The following is a 15,588-nucleotide window of genomic DNA, read 5'->3' on the forward strand; positions in this document are numbered from 1 at the left end:
CCATCCGTGTCGCTGCACGGCCCGGCGGCAACAGAGGCGAATTCTCGGGCGCATGCAAGACGGGCGGTTGAGCCGCGCGGCCGCTTCGCCCATAGACGGACGAATGCGTCTGTTCCTGCTCCTTGCCGCCACCGCCTCCCTGTCGGGCTGCGTCGGCACGGCCGCCCCGCCCACCGCGCCCCGGCCCGCCCCGACGCCGGCCTATGTTCCGCCGCCGGCCCCCGTGCCGACCGCGACGCCGGTCGGCAAGGACTGGCGCGACTGGCCGATGACGCCGGGCGACTGGGTGTACCGCCAGGACGGCCGGGGTTCGATCGCGCTGTTTGGCGTCCCCGGTGCCGATGCGGCGCTGACCCTCCGCTGCGATCGGGCGGCGAACACGCTTTACCTGTCGCGTCAGGGTGTCGCCGCCGGGCCGGTTGCGCTGACGATCCGCACCTCGACCGCGCTGCGCACGCTGTCCGCCGCGCCGACCGGCGGTACGCCGCCCTATGTCGCGGTGGCGCTCCAGCCGCGCGATGGCTTGCTCGACGCGATGGGTTTCAGCCGCGGACGTTTCGTTATCGAGCAGGCCGGCACCGCCCCGCTGGTGGTGCCCGCCTGGGCCGAGATCGAGCGCGTGACCGAGGATTGCCGGCGCTGACGGGATAAACTCCTGGCCTCGCGCGTTTTTGTCGCGAGGAGAATGCCATGATCCGCAAGCTCAAGTCCGGCGAATACCGCCTCTATTCGGGCAAGGTCGATCCCGACACGCACAAGCGCCGCAACCTCGGCACCTTCGACACCCGCGCCGCAGCCGAGAAGCACGAGCGCGAAGTCCAGTATTTCAAGCGGCACTGATCATGGCTGACGAGAAGTGGTCGCAAGATGTGACCGAGCACAGCGACGCGCTCAGTCTGGAGCGCGAGGTGTTCACCTGGCAGGACCCGAAGCGCATCGCCGCCTCGCTCAAGCGATCGGCCGAACGGAGCCTGCGGCGCAGGAGCACGCCGTTCCGGTCCGCCATGTCGATGCTGACCTTCTACATCAACCGCGCCGGGCACGGCCTGGACGCGCGGCAAAGGAAGGTTCTGGAGGAGGCGAAGCAGGAACTGCGCGTCGCCTTCGGCAAGGTCTGAGGGCTGGTTGCCCCGGAAGCGGCGCAGGCGGAAGAGAATCGTCGAAAACGCAAAACATTACAAGACTTGTTTATGTGATTCGGATGATTCAAACAGGAGTCGTACCCAGTCCTGGGTACGGCGTTTTAACAAGCGAAAGGAGGTGATCCGATGTCTCATGGTTCAGCAATGGGGTCGGTTCAGTTCGTTCGGGGGACGCACCGCTAGCTTTATCGGGATGACGGCGGGGGGTATTCTCCCTCAATCAACGCTGCCGTCTATCGAAGCTGCGGTTCGCATGGTCTCCCGGGCTGGAACTTCCGGCCGCTGACCATGTCAGGAGGTTGCCGGGTCTGCGGACCCGGCAGCCTCTTTTCATATCTGGCGTACGTCACATTTTGGCGCGGGCAGATCGCGTCAAATAATTCGCCATCCCGGACTTGTTCCGGGGTCCATCGTTCCGCATGAATTGTCCCGTGCTGCTTGCGCGGCGCGATGGATGCCGGAACCAGTCCGGCATGACGGGGGTGGGGATCCTATGCGCCTATTCGCTTCGCTTCTGCTTCTCGCCGCGGCAGGCGCCAGGCCCGCCACCGCCCAGACGGTGAAGGTCGAAGAACAATCGATCGACCAGCTCCAGGCGATGATGGCCCGCGGCACGACCAGCGAGGCGATCACCCAGGCCTATCTCGCGCGGATCGCGGCGATGGATCGCAGCGGACCGACGCTACGCTCGGTCATCGCGGTCACCCCCGACGCGATCGCCCAGGCCAAAGCGAGCGACGCGCGCCGCCGGGCGGGCAGGACGCTCGGCCCGCTCGACGGCATTCCGGTGCTGATCAAGGACAATATCGAAACGAAGGAACTGCCGACCACTGCCGGCAGCCTCGCGCTCAAGGACAATCTCACTGGCCGCGACGCGCCGGTGGTGGCCGAATTGCGCAAGGCCGGCGCCGTCATCCTCGGCAAGACCAATTTGTCGGAATGGGCGAACATCCGCTCGACCAATTCGATGAGCGGCTGGAGCGCGATCGGCGGGCTGGTGCGCAACCCCTATGCGCTCGACCGCTCCTCCTGCGGATCGTCGAGCGGATCGGGCGCGGCGGTGGCGGCCAGTTTCGCACCGGTCGCCTTGGGCACCGAAACGGACGGGTCGGTGGTCTGCCCGTCCTCGATGAACGGGCTGGTCGGGCTCAAGCCGACGATCGGGCTGGTCAGCCGCACGCATGTCGTGCCGATCAGCCACAGCCAGGATACGCCGGGGCCGATGGGCCGTTCCGTCAGGGACGTGGCGATCCTGTTCTCCGCGATGGTCGCGGCCGATCCGGCGGACAAGGCCACGAAGGATGCCGCCAAATACCGCGCTGACTTCTCCAAGGGACTGTCGCCCGACGCGCTCAAGGGCCTGCGCATCGCCGTGCTGCGGCCCGAGATGCCGGACGCGATGAAGGCGCCTTACGACGCGGCGCTCGCGGTGCTGAAAGCGGCCGGCGCGGTGCTGGTCGATGTCGAGAAGCCCAAGCTCGACGGCATGGGCGATGCCGAATTCGACGTGCTCAAGGTCGAGCTCAAGGCCGATCTCGACGCCTATCTCGCGACCACGCCAAAGGCCGTGACCACGCGTACGCTCGATCAGGTGATTGCCTTCAACGAGGCGAACAGGACGACCGAGATGCCCTTCTTCGGCCAGGAGATCTTCCTCGACGCGGCGAAGACGCGCGGGCTCGCCGATGCCGAATATCTCGGCGCGCGGGCCAGGTCGCTGCGGCTGGCGGGCGCCGAGGGCATCGATGCGATGCTGAAGAAAGCGAACGCGACGATCCTGGTCGAGCCGACCTATGGCCTGCCCTGGCTGAGCGACAGCGTGTCGGGCGACCATTTCACCGGCCCGAGCGCGAGCGAGATGCCGGCGATCGCGGGCTATCCGCATCTGACGGTGCCGATGGGGCTGGCCAAGGGACTGCCGGTGGGGCTGTCCTTCATCGCGACGGCTTATGGCGACCAGGCAGTGCTGAACGCGGGTTACGCCTATGAGCGGGCGAGCCATGCCCGGGTGGCGCCGAAATACCCTCCCGTCGCGGATGTCGGGCCGGGGCTGGAGGGCGCCTCCAAATAAAGTCCTAAAAAGCCCCTCCCCTTCAGGGGAGGGGTTGGGGTGGGGCAGTCCCGCAAGTGCAACGCTGGATGGCTAGCCGGAGGCCCCCACCCCCAACCCCTCCCCTTAAGGGGAGGGGCTCAAGAAACACTCCACCGCTTCGCCAGCCCCGCCTGCCACCGCATCAGCAACGGCACGACCCCAAGCTCCATCGCCAGCCCGAACACATGCCCCCTGGACGGTATCCCCACCGCCACCAGCGACACAAGCCGCGACAGCCCGCCCGCAACCACCAATGCCCCGAGCAACCGGAACCGCGGTCCCTTGGCTTCGATCCCCGGCACGCAGGTCGCGAACGCCACGCCCACTGCGAAGAATATCCCTGAAACATAGCGGAAATGGCTGTCGAGATCGGTCGGGATCACCGGCGCGTGGCCGAGAAAACCGGGCCCGAACAATATGCTCTGCCCGCCGGTGATCAGCGGCACGAGGCAGGCGATCGCCACCACCAGTTGAAGCGCCCGCTTCTCGGCGGTGACGTTCAGCGTCGGTCCTTTTCGAGCAGCTCGGGCCGGATATGGATCGCGCGGAGCGACATGCGCACTTCGATCAGGAAGGCAGCGAGCGCGGCGATCAGCAGGATCATCGCGAGGATGAAGGACAGGGCGACCACGGTGCCGATATGCAGTCTGGCCAGTTCGGCGACGAACAGCAGCGCGACCACCAGGCAGGTCATCACCGCGCTCGACACTGCCATCACCAGGGCGTTGTTGATCACTGACATGCGCTTGTCGAGCAGCCGCAGCTCCCAGACATGGCGGTCATGCTCGGGGCCGGTCGAGCGCGGGTGAAGCGCCTCCACCTGCCGCGCCCGGTCGACCACGCGGGACAGGCGGCCGGCCAGCACGTTGAGCAGCGCGCCGATACCCGCGAGCATGAAGACCGGCGAGAGCGAGAGCTGGATCGTCTGGGCGATCGTCGTGACGGCGGGCGAATATTCCACCCGCGCGTTGTGGCGGTATCCCGCGCGACGGGTCAAGCGCGAACCCGGCGGCGCCTCCGGCGCGCTGGGCTATCGGCGACGCTGCGTGACATTTCTTCGCGTGCCCCCTGTCCTAATCCCGTTCGACCCAGGTCAAGATCGCGCGGCCGTCATGCGCGGTACCGATCGTGGTCGTTTCGCCGGGCCGCACCGGCACCGCGGCGTCTAGCGGCGTCAGGGTCAGTCCGGAAAAGAAGGTCGCGCCTGGCTCGGGCCGCGCGTCGATCATTGCCTCGTCATCCAGCTCGAGCCTGATCCACCGTGCGATCGTATTGGCCTCGCCGATGCTCGTCGCACGGCAGGCGAGGGTGCGGCGGTCCGACGGCGGAAAGCGGGCCTGCGCGAAATCGAACCGGAACAGCTCGACCTCTTCCGACACCGGGTCGATCCCGGCCGAGCCGATCGGCCTGAGGATGCCGGTCGGCACGAAATCGGCCATCGGGGTCAGGTCGAACCCGCAGGCTGCATCGATATGCCCGGCGCGCGGATAGTCCTGCCAGTCCACCAGCGCGGCGCGCAGGCTCGCTGCCATCGGTACGGCGGGGGCGCCGGGCGCGAGCAGCCGCTGCCGCGCATCGGCGATCGCGCTTAGCGGATCGAAATCGAGCAGCCCGTCGGCAAAGATGTCGCAGACCAGCAGATCGGCTGGGCGCTCCAGCTCCTTGCCGATCATCAATGCCTGGGAGCGCCGGGCGACGACCTGGATGCGGTCGGCATAGCCATTCCGTTCGGCGAGCTCGCGGGCCATGCGCGCCGCGACCGGGTTATACTCGCAGGTGACGACCTTCTCCGCGCCGGCACGCGCTGCCATCAGCGCCAGCATGCCCGCACCGGTGCCGATCTCGAGCACCGTCATGCCGGGGCGGATCGCCCGCCGCAGCGCCGCGTCCCAGGCGGTGTTGCGCCGTGCGTCGTTCATCATCGGCACGTGATAGCCCGGGATCAGCGACGCCAGCAGTCGCCGTCCGCGCATGACGGTCGCCGGATCGTCCCGCCCCAGCGCCATCGCCTCACGTGCAAGGTCCGCAGCCCGGCGCGGCGCCTTGCGCGCTGCGACCATTTCGGCGAGCCCGACCAGGTTGTACGGGTAATCGGGGCGTTGCCGCAGCGCCGCGCCAATGGTCGCGATCATCCGCTCGATCTCGTCGGTCACTCGATTTCCCCGCGCGGACGGCCCGTCCGCCACTTCCTAGGACAGGGCAGGGCGTAGCGAAAGGCAAGCAAAAGGCGGCATTGCGAGGGTTAATGCCGCGTCCGCCATAGAAATCGCGCCGGCGAGGAAGCGCCGTTAGGGATTTGGAAGGGATCACTGGCCGATAATCCGGCTCCGAGGGGCGTTGTTGTGCTTGAAGAGCGGGGGCGCTTTTCAAGGTCGTGGCGATGTGGACAACGTCGCTCGAATAGGGGTGTCCCGATGCTAGACCATCACGACGACGGCGACTTGACGACGATCTCATTCTCCGATTCGCCGTCTCCGCCCGAGCAGCGGGAAGATCTGCGGCGCGTGAAGGTGCTGCGCGTGGCGCGGCTGCAGACGCCGCGTGGCGAGGAACTGTGTCTGGTCCGCAACATTTCCTCGAGTGGCCTGATGGCCCATATCTATTCGGAACTGAACGTCGAAGAGCCGGTGACCGCGGAATTCAAGTCAGGCCAGCCTGTCGCCGGCCGGGTGCAATGGCGCCGGGACGGCCTGGCCGGGATCGTGTTCGACGAGCCGGTGAGCGCCGAGGAACTCCTCGCCGCCAGGGACGAGCGGCAGCCGCGTGCCCCGCGCGTTGATATCGACGTCAAGGCGCGGATCCGCGTCGGCGTGCGCTACCATGTCGTCGCGCTGTGCAACATCTCGCAGGGCGGTGGGCGGATTTCTCCGAGCGAGGTGCTGGAGGTGGGGCAGAAACTGATCCTGATGGTCAGCGGCCTGTCGCCGATCGCCGGATCGGTCCGCTGGTTGGACAAGGAGCATGCCGGTATCGCGTTCGATACCCCGATCCCGTTCGAAACGTTGGCCCGCTGGGTTCCGACCATGAACGCCCTGGCGCGGCAACGGCAGGACGGCGCCTGAACCAGTCGCGCCCATCACGCCTTGTTGCCGATCAGGCGCACCCCTCGACATAGGCGAGTTCGGGCATCATGCCGACATGGATCATCCCGACCTTGCCGTCCTCGCCGATCTCGAATCGCACGGCGGGGTCTCCGCTCGATGCATTGGGCGCGGTTAGATATTTCGCCGGCGCGGCCTCATATTTGTGCGGCGTCGCGCGGAAACCCCCGAACCATTTCCGGACGTCGCCTTCGGTCGCCCCGACACCGATGCCCTCCGCCAACTTGACGTCGGAGCGCTGGCCGACCGTGATCCGCCTGACCTTGTCGCCGGACACGATCGCATAGACGCCGGGATACTCCGGCGACGTCACCGTCCGGCAGGAATCCCCGGTCTCCGCGTTGGTCTCGGCCCAGGACCCGCCGCCGGGCACCGCCTGACCGAGCCGCAACGCGCCGAGTCCTTCGAGGCCGATCACCTTGCCCGATGCCGTTGCGGCCGGGGTCGCGGTCGCCGGCTCCGCCATATTGGTCGCCGGCGCGTCGTGTTGATTCGCCATGGGCGCGGACGGCGCGGTACCGGTCGTTACGGTGCTGGTTTCCGGCTGCCGCTCGGAACCGGACGAACAGGCAGCGACGAGCAGGACGAGGGCGAGACCGATCGGGCGGAGAGCAAGAGGTTTCATCCTGCCCAAACGACCGAAGATGCTCCCGGTTTCCCGCCGCCCCGACCTAGCTGCGGCGATATCGGAAGTACCAGACCTCATGCCCCTGCCGCCGCGCCTTGCGCTCGTAGCGGGTCTCGGGCCAGTCGTCCGGCCGGGTCAGGAAATCGCATGGGTGCGTCGCCTGCCAGATAAAATCGGTCCGCGCGTTCATCACCATCATCGACCAGCGGCAATAGGTCGGATCGTCCGTGCCCAGGCGGAATTCGGCACCTGGCTTCAGCTTGCGCGCGATCAGGTCGAGCGGCCCGTGATTGACCATCCGCCGCTTGGCATGGCGCGCCTTCCGCCACGGATCGGGGTGGAGCAGATAGACACGGTCGAGCGAGGCATCGGGCAGCCGCTCGATCACCTCGAGCGCGTCGCCCATGTGTAGCCGGACATTCTCCAGTTCGCCGTCGCGGACATGGTTGAGCGCGCCGACCACGCCGTTGAGGAACGGCTCGCAGCCGATAAAGCCGGTGCCGGGCCGCATCGCGGCCTGACCGGCGAGATGCTCGCCGGCGCCGAAGCCGATTTCGACTTCGAGGGGACGGTCATCGCCGAACAGGCTCCGCGCATCGATCGGCCCGCTCTCGGGCACGCTGATCTCGGGCAGCAACTCCTCGACGAGCGCGGCCTGGCCAAGGCGCAATTTATGCCCCTGGCGACGGCCATAGAGGCGGCGGATGGTCGTGGGATCGTTCATGGTCGGGCGGGCATAGTCGCGTGGAGGCTTGGTGCAAGCCTTCAACGAAAACGGCGCGGTTCCGTCGAAGCGGAACCGCGCCGTCTTGCGCGTCAGTTGGCTGGGCGGCTCAGGCGACAGCGGCCTTGAGCTGGTCGACCAGATCGGTCTTTTCCCAGGTGAAGGAATCGCCGTCCGGCTTGCGGCCGAAATGACCATAGGCCGCGGTCTTCTGGTAGATCGGGGCGTTGAGCTTCAGATGCTCGCGGATGCCCTTCGGGGTCAGGCGGACCAGCTTCGGCAGGACCTCTTCAAGCTTCGCTTCCGGAACGGTGCCGGTGCCGTGCGTGTCGACATAGACCGACAGCGGCTCGGCGATGCCGATCGCATAGCTCAGCTGGATCGTGCAGCGGCGGGCGAGGCCGGCGGCGACGACGTTCTTGGCGAGATAGCGCGCGACATAGGCGGCCGAGCGGTCGACCTTGGTCGGGTCCTTGCCCGAGAAAGCGCCGCCGCCGTGCGGGGCTGCGCCGCCATAGGTGTCGACGATGATCTTGCGGCCGGTGACGCCCGCATCGCCGTCAGGACCGCCGATTTCGAAACGGCCCGTCGGGTTGACGTAGATCTTGGTCTCTTCGTCCACGAACCCGTCAGGCAGGACTTCGTTGAACACGCCGACGACATAGTCGCGAAGCTCCTTGTAGAGCTCCGGATTGCCTTCGGTGCCGTCGTAGAAATAGCCCGGCGCGTGCTGGGTCGAGACGACCAGCGCCGTCGCGCGGACCGGGACCTCGTTGCGATATTCGAGCGTCACCTGGCTCTTCGCGTCGGGCTCGAGGAAAGGCACGACCTTGTTGTGGCGGTCATGCGCCAGCTTCTCGAGGATGCGGTGCGAGTAATAGAGCGTGGCGGGCAGCAGGTCGGGCGTCTCGTCGGTCGCGTAGCCGAACATGATGCCCTGGTCGCCGGCGCCTTCGTCCTTGTTGCCGCTCTCGTCGACGCCCTGCGCGATGTGCGCGGACTGAGCGTGCAGATGGTTCTCGAACGAGAAATTCGCCCAGTGGAAACCGTCCTGCTCGTAACCGATCCGCTTCACGGTCGCGCGCACGGCGGCCTCGATCTCTTCCTTGGCGCCCGGGGCCCATTCGTGATTCTCGAACACGCCCTTGCAGCGGATTTCACCGGCCAGCACGACACGGTTGGTCGTGGTCAGCGTTTCGCAGGCGATACGCGCATAGGGGTCCTTGGACAGAAACAGATCGACCACGGCGTCGGAAATCTGGTCGGCGACCTTGTCGGGATGGCCTTCGGAAACCGATTCGGAGGTGAAGAGAAACGAAGCGCGCATCAAATCTACCCTTGGCTGGCGCGGTCCCGGCCCTCCGGAAACCGCATATAAAGCTTTCCTTATATGATTGCCCTAGCGAGCCGACCGGCGGAACGCAACTGCCAGGAGCAGCATTGTCGTCGCGACAAGGGCCGCCATCCAGTTGCCGAGGCGGGAGAACAGCGTCGGTGCCGCCGCCTGGGGCATGGCAAGCTCGATCGCGCCGGCCTTGTGCAGCGCCAGGCTGTCGAGCAGCCGGCCGTCAGCCGCGATCACCGCGGATATGCCGGTCGGAGTCGCACGGATGATCGGCAGCCCCTCCTCGATCGCGCGCAGACGCGCTTGGCCAAGATGCTGGGGCGGGCCCCAGTCGCCGAACCACGAATCGTTCGAAGGGTTGAAGATCACCGCAGGCCGGTGCGCCGGATCGATCACCTGGCCGGAAAAGATGATCTCATAACAGATGTCCATGCCGACATCGCCAAAGCCGGGCAGGGCGATGGTGCGCGGCCTGGGCCCCGGAGCGAAATCCAGGTCGCCCGGCACCAGGCGTTGAAGCCCGAACGCGGTGAGCAGCGGCCGCAGCGGCAGATATTCGCCGAACGGCACGAGATGCGCCTTGTCGTAGCGCGCGCGGATCGTGCCGGCCGAATCGATCGCGAAGACCGAATTGGTCCCCGCGGTGAGATTGCCCGCCCTATCGAATTGCAGCGCGTTGCCGCCGCTCAGCACCATGTCACGCGGACCGAGCAGGGCGGCGATGCGGCGGCGCGTGATCAGGGGCGATCCGCGCCAGTAATAATCGGCCGGATACCCGTCCTCGACGAAGAAGCGCAGCGCGCCTTCCGGCCACACGATCAGGCGCGGATGGGTGCCGGGCGTGCCGGCGAGCGATTCGAGCGCGCGCAGGCTGTTCTCGGCGTAAGCGGGAGTGGGGCGCTCCTCCTCGCCGAGATTGGGCTGGACGATTCGGACATAGGGCGAGTCGGCGGGCAGCGCGGCGGGTGTGGTCTCGATGGGAAGACCCAGCACGGCCAGCACCGCAATGACCATCGCGGCAGCGGCGAGCACGATCCAGCGCGGGCCGGCCGCGAGGATCAGGGTTCCGGCAATCGCCACCGTCAGGCCGGACAGGGCGTAGGTTCCAGTCCAGGCCGCGATCCGCGCCACGCCGAGCATCGGTACCCAGATCGCCGCGAGCGGGTTCCACGGAAAGCCGCTGAGCATCGTCGCGCGCAGCCATTCGGTAATGATCCAGGCCGCGCCGAAGACGAGGAGATAGGCGATGCCCGGCCGCGTCGTCGCGTCGCCCGCCGCGCGCGGGCTCGCCAGGCGCCAGGCCAGTCCGGCCGCGAACATCGGGTAAAGGGCGAGATACAGCGCCGACAGCAGCACGCCGACATAGCCGAGCCAATGCGGCATCGCGTCCTGATAGACAAAGGGATGCTGCAGCCAGTTGATGCCGATCGCGAACTGCCCGACCCCGAACAGCCAGCCGCGCAGCAGTGCCGGTTTCAGCGCGGGCGAATCGTGGATGAGCCCCATCCACAGGGCGAAACACACAAGCGCGACCGGCCAGAGATCGAGCGGTGCGAAGCCCGTCGCGGACAGTGCGCCGAGTGCGAGGGAGAGCAGGGCGGGGCGTGCCGCCGCGGCGCGCCGCAATGCCTGAACCTGATTGTCGAGCAAGGCCTTCCCCACTTCCGTCATGCCGGACTTGTTCCGGCATCCACCGGGCCGCAAGTGCTTCGGTCGTCCGTATGCGGAACGGTGGACCCCGGAACAAGCCTGTCCCGAGCCTCGTCGAGGGATCCGGGGTGACGAACACCGTGGATTGGCGTTATGGCGGGCCTCATGACGCTCCGCCCCTTCCACCTCGCCTTCCCGGTCCACGACATCCCGGCCGCGCGCGCCTTTTACGGTGGCGTGCTGGGCTGCCCCGAGGGGCGCAGCGCCGAGTCCTGGGTCGATTTCGACCTGTTCGGCCATCAGATCGTCGCGCATCTCGATCCCGCGGCGACGCCGGTGGCGGTCGCCAATCCAGTCGACGGCCATGACGTGCCCGTGCCGCATTTCGGCGTCGTCCTCGAAATGGCCGATTGGGAGGCCCTCGCCGAGCGCGTGAAGGCGGCGGGCATCCGCTTCGGCATCGAGCCGCATGTCCGCTTCAAGGGGCAGGTCGGCGAGCAGGCGACGATGTTCTTCCTCGACCCCAGCGGCAACGCTTTGGAGTTCAAGGCGTTCGCGGATGACGCGATGCTGTTCGCGCGTTGAGGGATAGCCCGATGACCGACCCGATCACCGTCGATATCCCTCACAAGCTTGGTCTCGCCGCCGCCCGCGCGCGAATCGACAAGGGGGTCGGCAAGCTGGCATCCTTCGTCCCCGGCGGTACCGTCACCGAGCATCGCTGGGACGGCGACACACTGATCTTCACCGTGGAGGCGATGGGCCAGCGCGTTGCGAGCCGGCTCGACGTGATGGAGACCAGGGTCCATGCGAGCTTTGATCTGCCGCCGATGCTCCGCCTGTTCGCCGGCAAGATTCGCGACAAGCTGACCGAACGGGGAAAGACGCTGCTAAAATAGCGCCCGGACAGCTGGCGGCCTTCAATCCTTCTCGATTCGAATCACCCCACTGCGCAGCAATTCCTCGGCGCTGCGCGCGTAGATGGTCAGCATTCCCTCCAGAAACGGCTCGAGCTGGCGATCCTGGATCACGCCTTCCGGCAGGGTGACCCCGCCGCGGCTATCCTCGATCAGCAATCCGGCTTCGATCATCCGCGCGACGTGCCGGCGTACCGTCTCGCGCGGCAGGCCGCTCGCCGTGGCGATCGCGTTGCGCGAGATCGGCACGACCCATTCGCGCGGCAATATCGCGGTCCCGGCAAAAGGTTCGGGAATGGCGCGCTCGCGCATCAGCCGCTGGACATTGGCGGTGGACACCGTGGCGTAGATCAGCAATTCGGTTGGGCCGACCGGTATGGCGGCCGAGAGGGTGCGATGCATCGTCAGGAACAGGTTCTGCAGCGAGCTCACGGCGACTCGCCAATTCTCGCCGATCTTGGCCTGGTTGGTGACGACACGATCACTCATCGGCATCCTCTCTCGCGGATAAGGCCATCGCGGCCCTGTTACCCGTTATGGGTAACATCGTGTTTCCTAAACTATCCGTTAGCCATGAGGAAGCTATACCCTTAAGAAAGAACTCGGATTTTGGCACGAGGGGTGCTAATAGTCTTGGGGAGGAGCGCGCGCGCGGCGAAAGCAGCATACGCGCGACACGGGCTGCGGCGGCTTCGGGGGGAGCCGGCCGCAGCCCGATATCCCAGCCCGATATCCTTGCCGCGCCCTATTTGGCCGCTACCCGCCAGATCACATTGCCGACATCGTCCGCCACCAGCAGCGCGCCCGTCCGATCGGTGATCACGCCGACCGGACGCCCCTGCGCTTTGCCGTCCTTGTCGAGGAATCCGGTCAGCACATCGACCGGCTTCGCGCCCTTCAGCGGAAAGCCAGTGTCGCCGAACGGCACATAGATGACCTTGTAGCCCGACATCGGCTCCCGGTTCCACGATCCGTGCTGGCCGACAAAGGCGCCGTTGGCGAATCGGTCGCCGAGCTTCGCGTCGCCGGCAAAGCTGATGCCGAGCGAGGCGGTGTGCGGCCCCAGCGCATAATCGGGCCGCTTCGAATATTGCTGGAGCTGCGGATTGGCCGGCTCCACGCGCGTGTCGGGATAGCCGCCCCAATAATACCAGGGCCAGCCGAAATTATCGCCCAGTTCCACCGCGCTCATATAATCCGGCGCCAGGTCGGAGCCGAGCATGTCGCGTTCGTTGACCGTCACCCACAGCCCGCCCGATTTCGGCTCGAACGCCAGCCCATTGGGGTTGCGCAGCCCCGCCGCATAGACCCGGAAGGTCTTCGCCTCGGGATAGACCTGCAGGATGTTGGCGCGGAATTTCTCCGCCTCCAGCCCGTTCTCGGCGATGTTGCTCGACGATCCGACCGTCACGTACAGCGTCTTGCCATCCGGATCGGCGATGACGTTGCGCGCCCAGTGATTGCCGCCCGGGTTGAGCTTGATCACCGTTTCGGGCTTTGCGTCGATCTTCGTCTCGCCGTCCTTGTACGGCACGCGGACCAGCGCGTCGGTGTTGCCGATGTAGAGCCAGCCCCCCATCAGGGCCATGCCGAAGGGCGAGTTGAGCCCGGACAGGAAGGTCGTGCGGCTTTCTGCCACGCCGTCGCCATCGGTGTCGCGCAGCAGGACGATCTTGTTGGGGGACGGCACGCCCGCGCCCGCCCGGCCCATCAGATAGCCCATCACCGCGCCGGTGATGCCGCCGCCCTCGCGCGGCGGCGAGTTGCTCTCCGCCACCAGCACATCGCCATTGGGCAGGCGATAGAGCCAGCGCGGATGATCGAGCCCGCCTGCGAACGCCGTCACCGCCAGCCCGGCGGCGGGCACCGGCGTCACCCCCTTCGGCCAGCCTACCGCGTCCGCCACCCCGATCGTCGGGAAGCTCTGGATCCGCGGCGGCGTGATCTCGGGCCTGGCGCCGGTGACGGCGTCGACCGGGAGGCGCGCCACATCGGGCTGGCGCAGCCAGAACCAGAAGGCGATCGCCGCGACGATGAGGATTCCGGTGATGATCAGGATATGTTTGCGCATGAGATAAGGTTACGCCAGCGACAGGGGGAAAGGAAGGGGGACGCGCGCTCTACGCCGCCCTTTCGACGTTGTTCCGTGCCTTCCCCATTTCACCTTCGCCGGCGAAGGCGGGGAGGACGGAGCAGCCGCGAGAGGATTGGCCGAACCCCGCATCCCCCGTTATGGCGCACTCATGCTCCGCATCACTGAACTGAAACTGCCGCTCAACCATGCGGAAGAGGCCCTGGCCGCCGCGATCCGCAATCGCCTGCGCATCACGCCGCGCGACCTGGTCCGCTTCACCATCGCTCGCCGCGCCCATGACGCTCGCGACAAGATGGACATCCAGCTCGTCTATTCCGTCGACGTCACCCTGCGCGACGAGGCGCCCGTCCTCGCGCGCTTCAAAAGGGACCGCCATGTCCAGCGCACCCCCGACACCAGCTATCGCTTCCCGGTAAAGGCCCCTTCCGGCTGGAGCGGCAAGCGCCCCGTCGTCATCGGCACTGGCCCGTGCGGCCTGTTCGCCGGGCTGATCCTCGCCCAGATGGGCTTTCGCCCGATCATCCTCGATCGCGGCAAGGAGGTGAAGCAGCGTACCAAGGACACCTGGGGCCTGTGGCGCAAGAGCGAGCTCAACCCCGAATCCAACGTCCAGTTCGGCGAAGGCGGCGCCGGCACCTTCTCCGACGGCAAGCTCTACAGCCGCATCAAGGACCCGCGCCATCTCGACCGCAAGGTGCTGATCGAATTCGTCAAGGCCGGCGCGCCCGCCGAGATCCTGACCGAGGCGCACCCGCATATCGGCACTTTCCGCCTGGTCGCGATGGTCCAGAGCCTGCGCGAGACGATCGAGGGCCTGGGTGGCGAATATCGCTTCGAGAACCGCGTCGACCGGATCGATATCGCGACTGCCCCGGACGGCACCCGCCGCGTGACGGGTCTTCACCTCCACACCGGCGACTATCTCGAGGCGGATCAGGTCGTGCTCGCGATCGGACATAGCGCGCGCGACACGTTCCACATGCTCCATGACGAAGGGGTGTTCGTCGAGGCCAAGCCCTTCTCGATCGGCGTGCGCATCGAACATCCGCAAAGCTGGATCGACGATGCCCGCTTCGGCCCCTCGGCCGGCCACCCGATCCTCGGCGCGGCGGATTACAGCCTGTCGCATCACTGCAGGAACGGCCGCACCGTCTACAGCTTCTGCATGTGCCCCGGCGGGACGGTGGTCGCCGCCACCTCGGAGGAAGGCCGCGTCGCCACCAATGGCATGAGCCAATATTCCCGCAACGAGCGCAACGCGAATTCGGGCCTGGTCGTCGGCATCGACCCCGCGCGCGACTATCCTGGCCACCCGCTCGCCGGCATCGCGTTGCAGCGCCACTGGGAATCGCGCGCCTATATCGCCGGCGGCTCGACCTACAAGGCGCCCGCCCAGACGCTGGGCGATTTCCTCGCCGGCCGCCCGTCGAGCAAGCTCGGCACCGTCGCGCCTTCCTATCTTCCTGGCGTCACCCCGACCGACCTGGCCGAATGCCTGCCCGATTTCGCCGTGACGGCGATGTGTGAGGCACTGGTCGCCTTCGGCCGTCTGGTCCCCGGCTACGACCACCCCGACGCGCTGATGACCGGCGTCGAGACCCGCACCTCCTCCCCCATCCGCATCACCCGCGGTGCCGATTTCCAGAGCCTCAACACCAACGGCCTGTTCCCCGCCGGCGAAGGCGCGGGTTATGCCGGCGGCATCCTCTCCGCCGCGGTCGACGGCATCAAGGTGGCGGAAGCGGTTGCGGTGCGCATCACGGGTTAAACCTCGCCCGGTCACACCCTCTCCCGTTCGTTTCGAGCGAAGTCGAGAAACCGACCCGTGCGCTGTTTGGCCTGTTTCTCGACTTCGCTCGAAACGAACGGGGAAGGGGAATCTCGCCAGTTCGTG

General features: G+C 66.8%; 17 protein-coding genes. 8 read left to right on the forward strand and 9 right to left on the reverse strand.

The genetic code is table 11. From position 1 onward, the window contains the following. The first annotated feature begins 103 nt into the window (after positions 1-103). The 4 genes from ACZ1I5_RS03495 (at position 104) to ACZ1I5_RS03510 (ending at position 3,213) form a co-directional block, all read left to right on the forward strand. Complete coding sequence (locus ACZ1I5_RS03495) at positions 104-643, forward strand: hypothetical protein (protein WP_465172353.1); 540 nt, start codon at positions 104-106, stop codon at positions 641-643. A 47-nt stretch (positions 644-690) separates the two neighbouring features. Next, positions 691-840 carry a hypothetical protein gene (locus ACZ1I5_RS03500; RefSeq protein ID WP_465172354.1) on the forward strand — a complete coding sequence of 50 codons (150 nt, stop codon included), beginning with the start codon at positions 691-693 and terminating at the stop codon, positions 838-840. Between the two features lie 2 nt (positions 841-842). After that, the gene (locus ACZ1I5_RS03505) at positions 843-1,118 is read left to right on the forward strand and encodes a DUF3175 domain-containing protein (RefSeq protein ID WP_465172355.1); all 276 of its coding nucleotides are present in this window, start codon (positions 843-845) and stop codon (positions 1,116-1,118) included. 517 nt (positions 1,119-1,635) lie between these two features. Continuing rightward, on the forward strand, positions 1,636-3,213 hold the full coding sequence (locus ACZ1I5_RS03510) for an amidase (RefSeq protein ID WP_465172356.1): 1,578 nt from the start codon (positions 1,636-1,638) through the stop codon (positions 3,211-3,213). Positions 3,214-3,332: 119 nt separating this feature from the next. Here ACZ1I5_RS03510 and ACZ1I5_RS03515 read toward each other — a convergent pair whose 3' ends face one another. From ACZ1I5_RS03515 to ACZ1I5_RS03525, 3 genes are all read right to left on the reverse strand, one after another. Then, entirely contained in the window at positions 3,333-3,701 is a 369-nt protein-coding gene (locus ACZ1I5_RS03515; RefSeq protein ID WP_465172357.1) for a DUF4345 domain-containing protein, read from the reverse strand. Positions 3,702-3,733: 32 nt separating this feature from the next. After that, positions 3,734-4,231, reverse strand: coding sequence for a DUF2721 domain-containing protein (locus ACZ1I5_RS03520; protein ID WP_465172358.1), 498 nt, complete (start codon positions 4,229-4,231; stop codon positions 3,734-3,736). Between the two features lie 76 nt (positions 4,232-4,307). Continuing rightward, positions 4,308-5,387, reverse strand: a complete 1,080-nt coding sequence (locus tag ACZ1I5_RS03525; RefSeq protein WP_465172359.1) for a 50S ribosomal protein L11 methyltransferase — start codon at positions 5,385-5,387, stop codon at positions 4,308-4,310. A gap of 261 nt (positions 5,388-5,648) precedes the next feature. Here ACZ1I5_RS03525 and ACZ1I5_RS03530 point away from each other — a divergent pair, with 261 nt between their 5' ends. After that, positions 5,649-6,296 carry a PilZ domain-containing protein gene (locus ACZ1I5_RS03530; protein ID WP_465172360.1) on the forward strand — a complete coding sequence of 216 codons (648 nt, stop codon included), beginning with the start codon at positions 5,649-5,651 and terminating at the stop codon, positions 6,294-6,296. A 31-nt stretch (positions 6,297-6,327) separates the two neighbouring features. Here the strand turns inward: ACZ1I5_RS03530 and ACZ1I5_RS03535 are convergent, their stop codons facing one another. The 4 genes from ACZ1I5_RS03535 to lnt all read right to left on the reverse strand — a co-directional run bounded on the left by ACZ1I5_RS03535 (position 6,328) and on the right by lnt (position 10,703). Further along, positions 6,328-6,960, reverse strand: coding sequence for a hypothetical protein (locus tag ACZ1I5_RS03535; protein WP_465172361.1), 633 nt, complete (start codon positions 6,958-6,960; stop codon positions 6,328-6,330). A gap of 46 nt (positions 6,961-7,006) precedes the next feature. After that, on the reverse strand, positions 7,007-7,687 hold the full coding sequence (gene trmB, locus ACZ1I5_RS03540) for a tRNA (guanine(46)-N(7))-methyltransferase TrmB (protein ID WP_465172362.1): 681 nt from the start codon (positions 7,685-7,687) through the stop codon (positions 7,007-7,009). A 109-nt stretch (positions 7,688-7,796) separates the two neighbouring features. Next, positions 7,797-9,014: a methionine adenosyltransferase gene (metK, locus tag ACZ1I5_RS03545; RefSeq protein WP_465172363.1), complete on the reverse strand. Its 1,218-nt coding sequence runs from the start codon at positions 9,012-9,014 to the stop codon at positions 7,797-7,799. 72 nt (positions 9,015-9,086) lie between these two features. Further along, positions 9,087-10,703 carry an apolipoprotein N-acyltransferase gene (gene lnt / locus ACZ1I5_RS03550; RefSeq protein WP_465172364.1) on the reverse strand — a complete coding sequence of 539 codons (1,617 nt, stop codon included), beginning with the start codon at positions 10,701-10,703 and terminating at the stop codon, positions 9,087-9,089. Between the two features lie 144 nt (positions 10,704-10,847). Here lnt and ACZ1I5_RS03555 point away from each other — a divergent pair, with 144 nt between their 5' ends. Both ACZ1I5_RS03555 and ACZ1I5_RS03560 read left to right on the forward strand, forming a co-directional pair. After that, positions 10,848-11,267, forward strand: a complete 420-nt coding sequence (locus ACZ1I5_RS03555; RefSeq protein WP_465172365.1) for a VOC family protein — start codon at positions 10,848-10,850, stop codon at positions 11,265-11,267. Between the two features lie 11 nt (positions 11,268-11,278). Beyond that, a complete protein-coding gene (locus tag ACZ1I5_RS03560) occupies positions 11,279-11,581 on the forward strand; it encodes a polyhydroxyalkanoic acid system family protein (protein ID WP_465172366.1) in 303 nt (100 codons plus the stop codon). A 21-nt stretch (positions 11,582-11,602) separates the two neighbouring features. On the opposite strand, the gene ACZ1I5_RS03565 is transcribed toward ACZ1I5_RS03560, so the two are convergent. Further along, positions 11,603-12,088, reverse strand: a complete 486-nt coding sequence (locus ACZ1I5_RS03565) for a winged helix-turn-helix transcriptional regulator (RefSeq protein WP_465172367.1) — start codon at positions 12,086-12,088, stop codon at positions 11,603-11,605. A gap of 256 nt (positions 12,089-12,344) precedes the next feature. Further along, a complete protein-coding gene (locus ACZ1I5_RS03570) occupies positions 12,345-13,670 on the reverse strand; it encodes a PQQ-dependent sugar dehydrogenase (protein ID WP_465172368.1) in 1,326 nt (441 codons plus the stop codon). 172 nt (positions 13,671-13,842) lie between these two features. On the opposite strand from ACZ1I5_RS03570, the gene ACZ1I5_RS03575 reads away from it, so the two are divergent. Continuing rightward, positions 13,843-15,462 (forward strand): NAD(P)/FAD-dependent oxidoreductase, encoded by a 1,620-nt coding sequence (locus ACZ1I5_RS03575; RefSeq protein WP_465172369.1) that lies wholly within the window; start codon positions 13,843-13,845, stop codon positions 15,460-15,462. Positions 15,463-15,588: the final 126 nt, after the last annotated feature.

The organism is Sphingomonas sp. BL-S-30 (assembly GCF_055521475.1).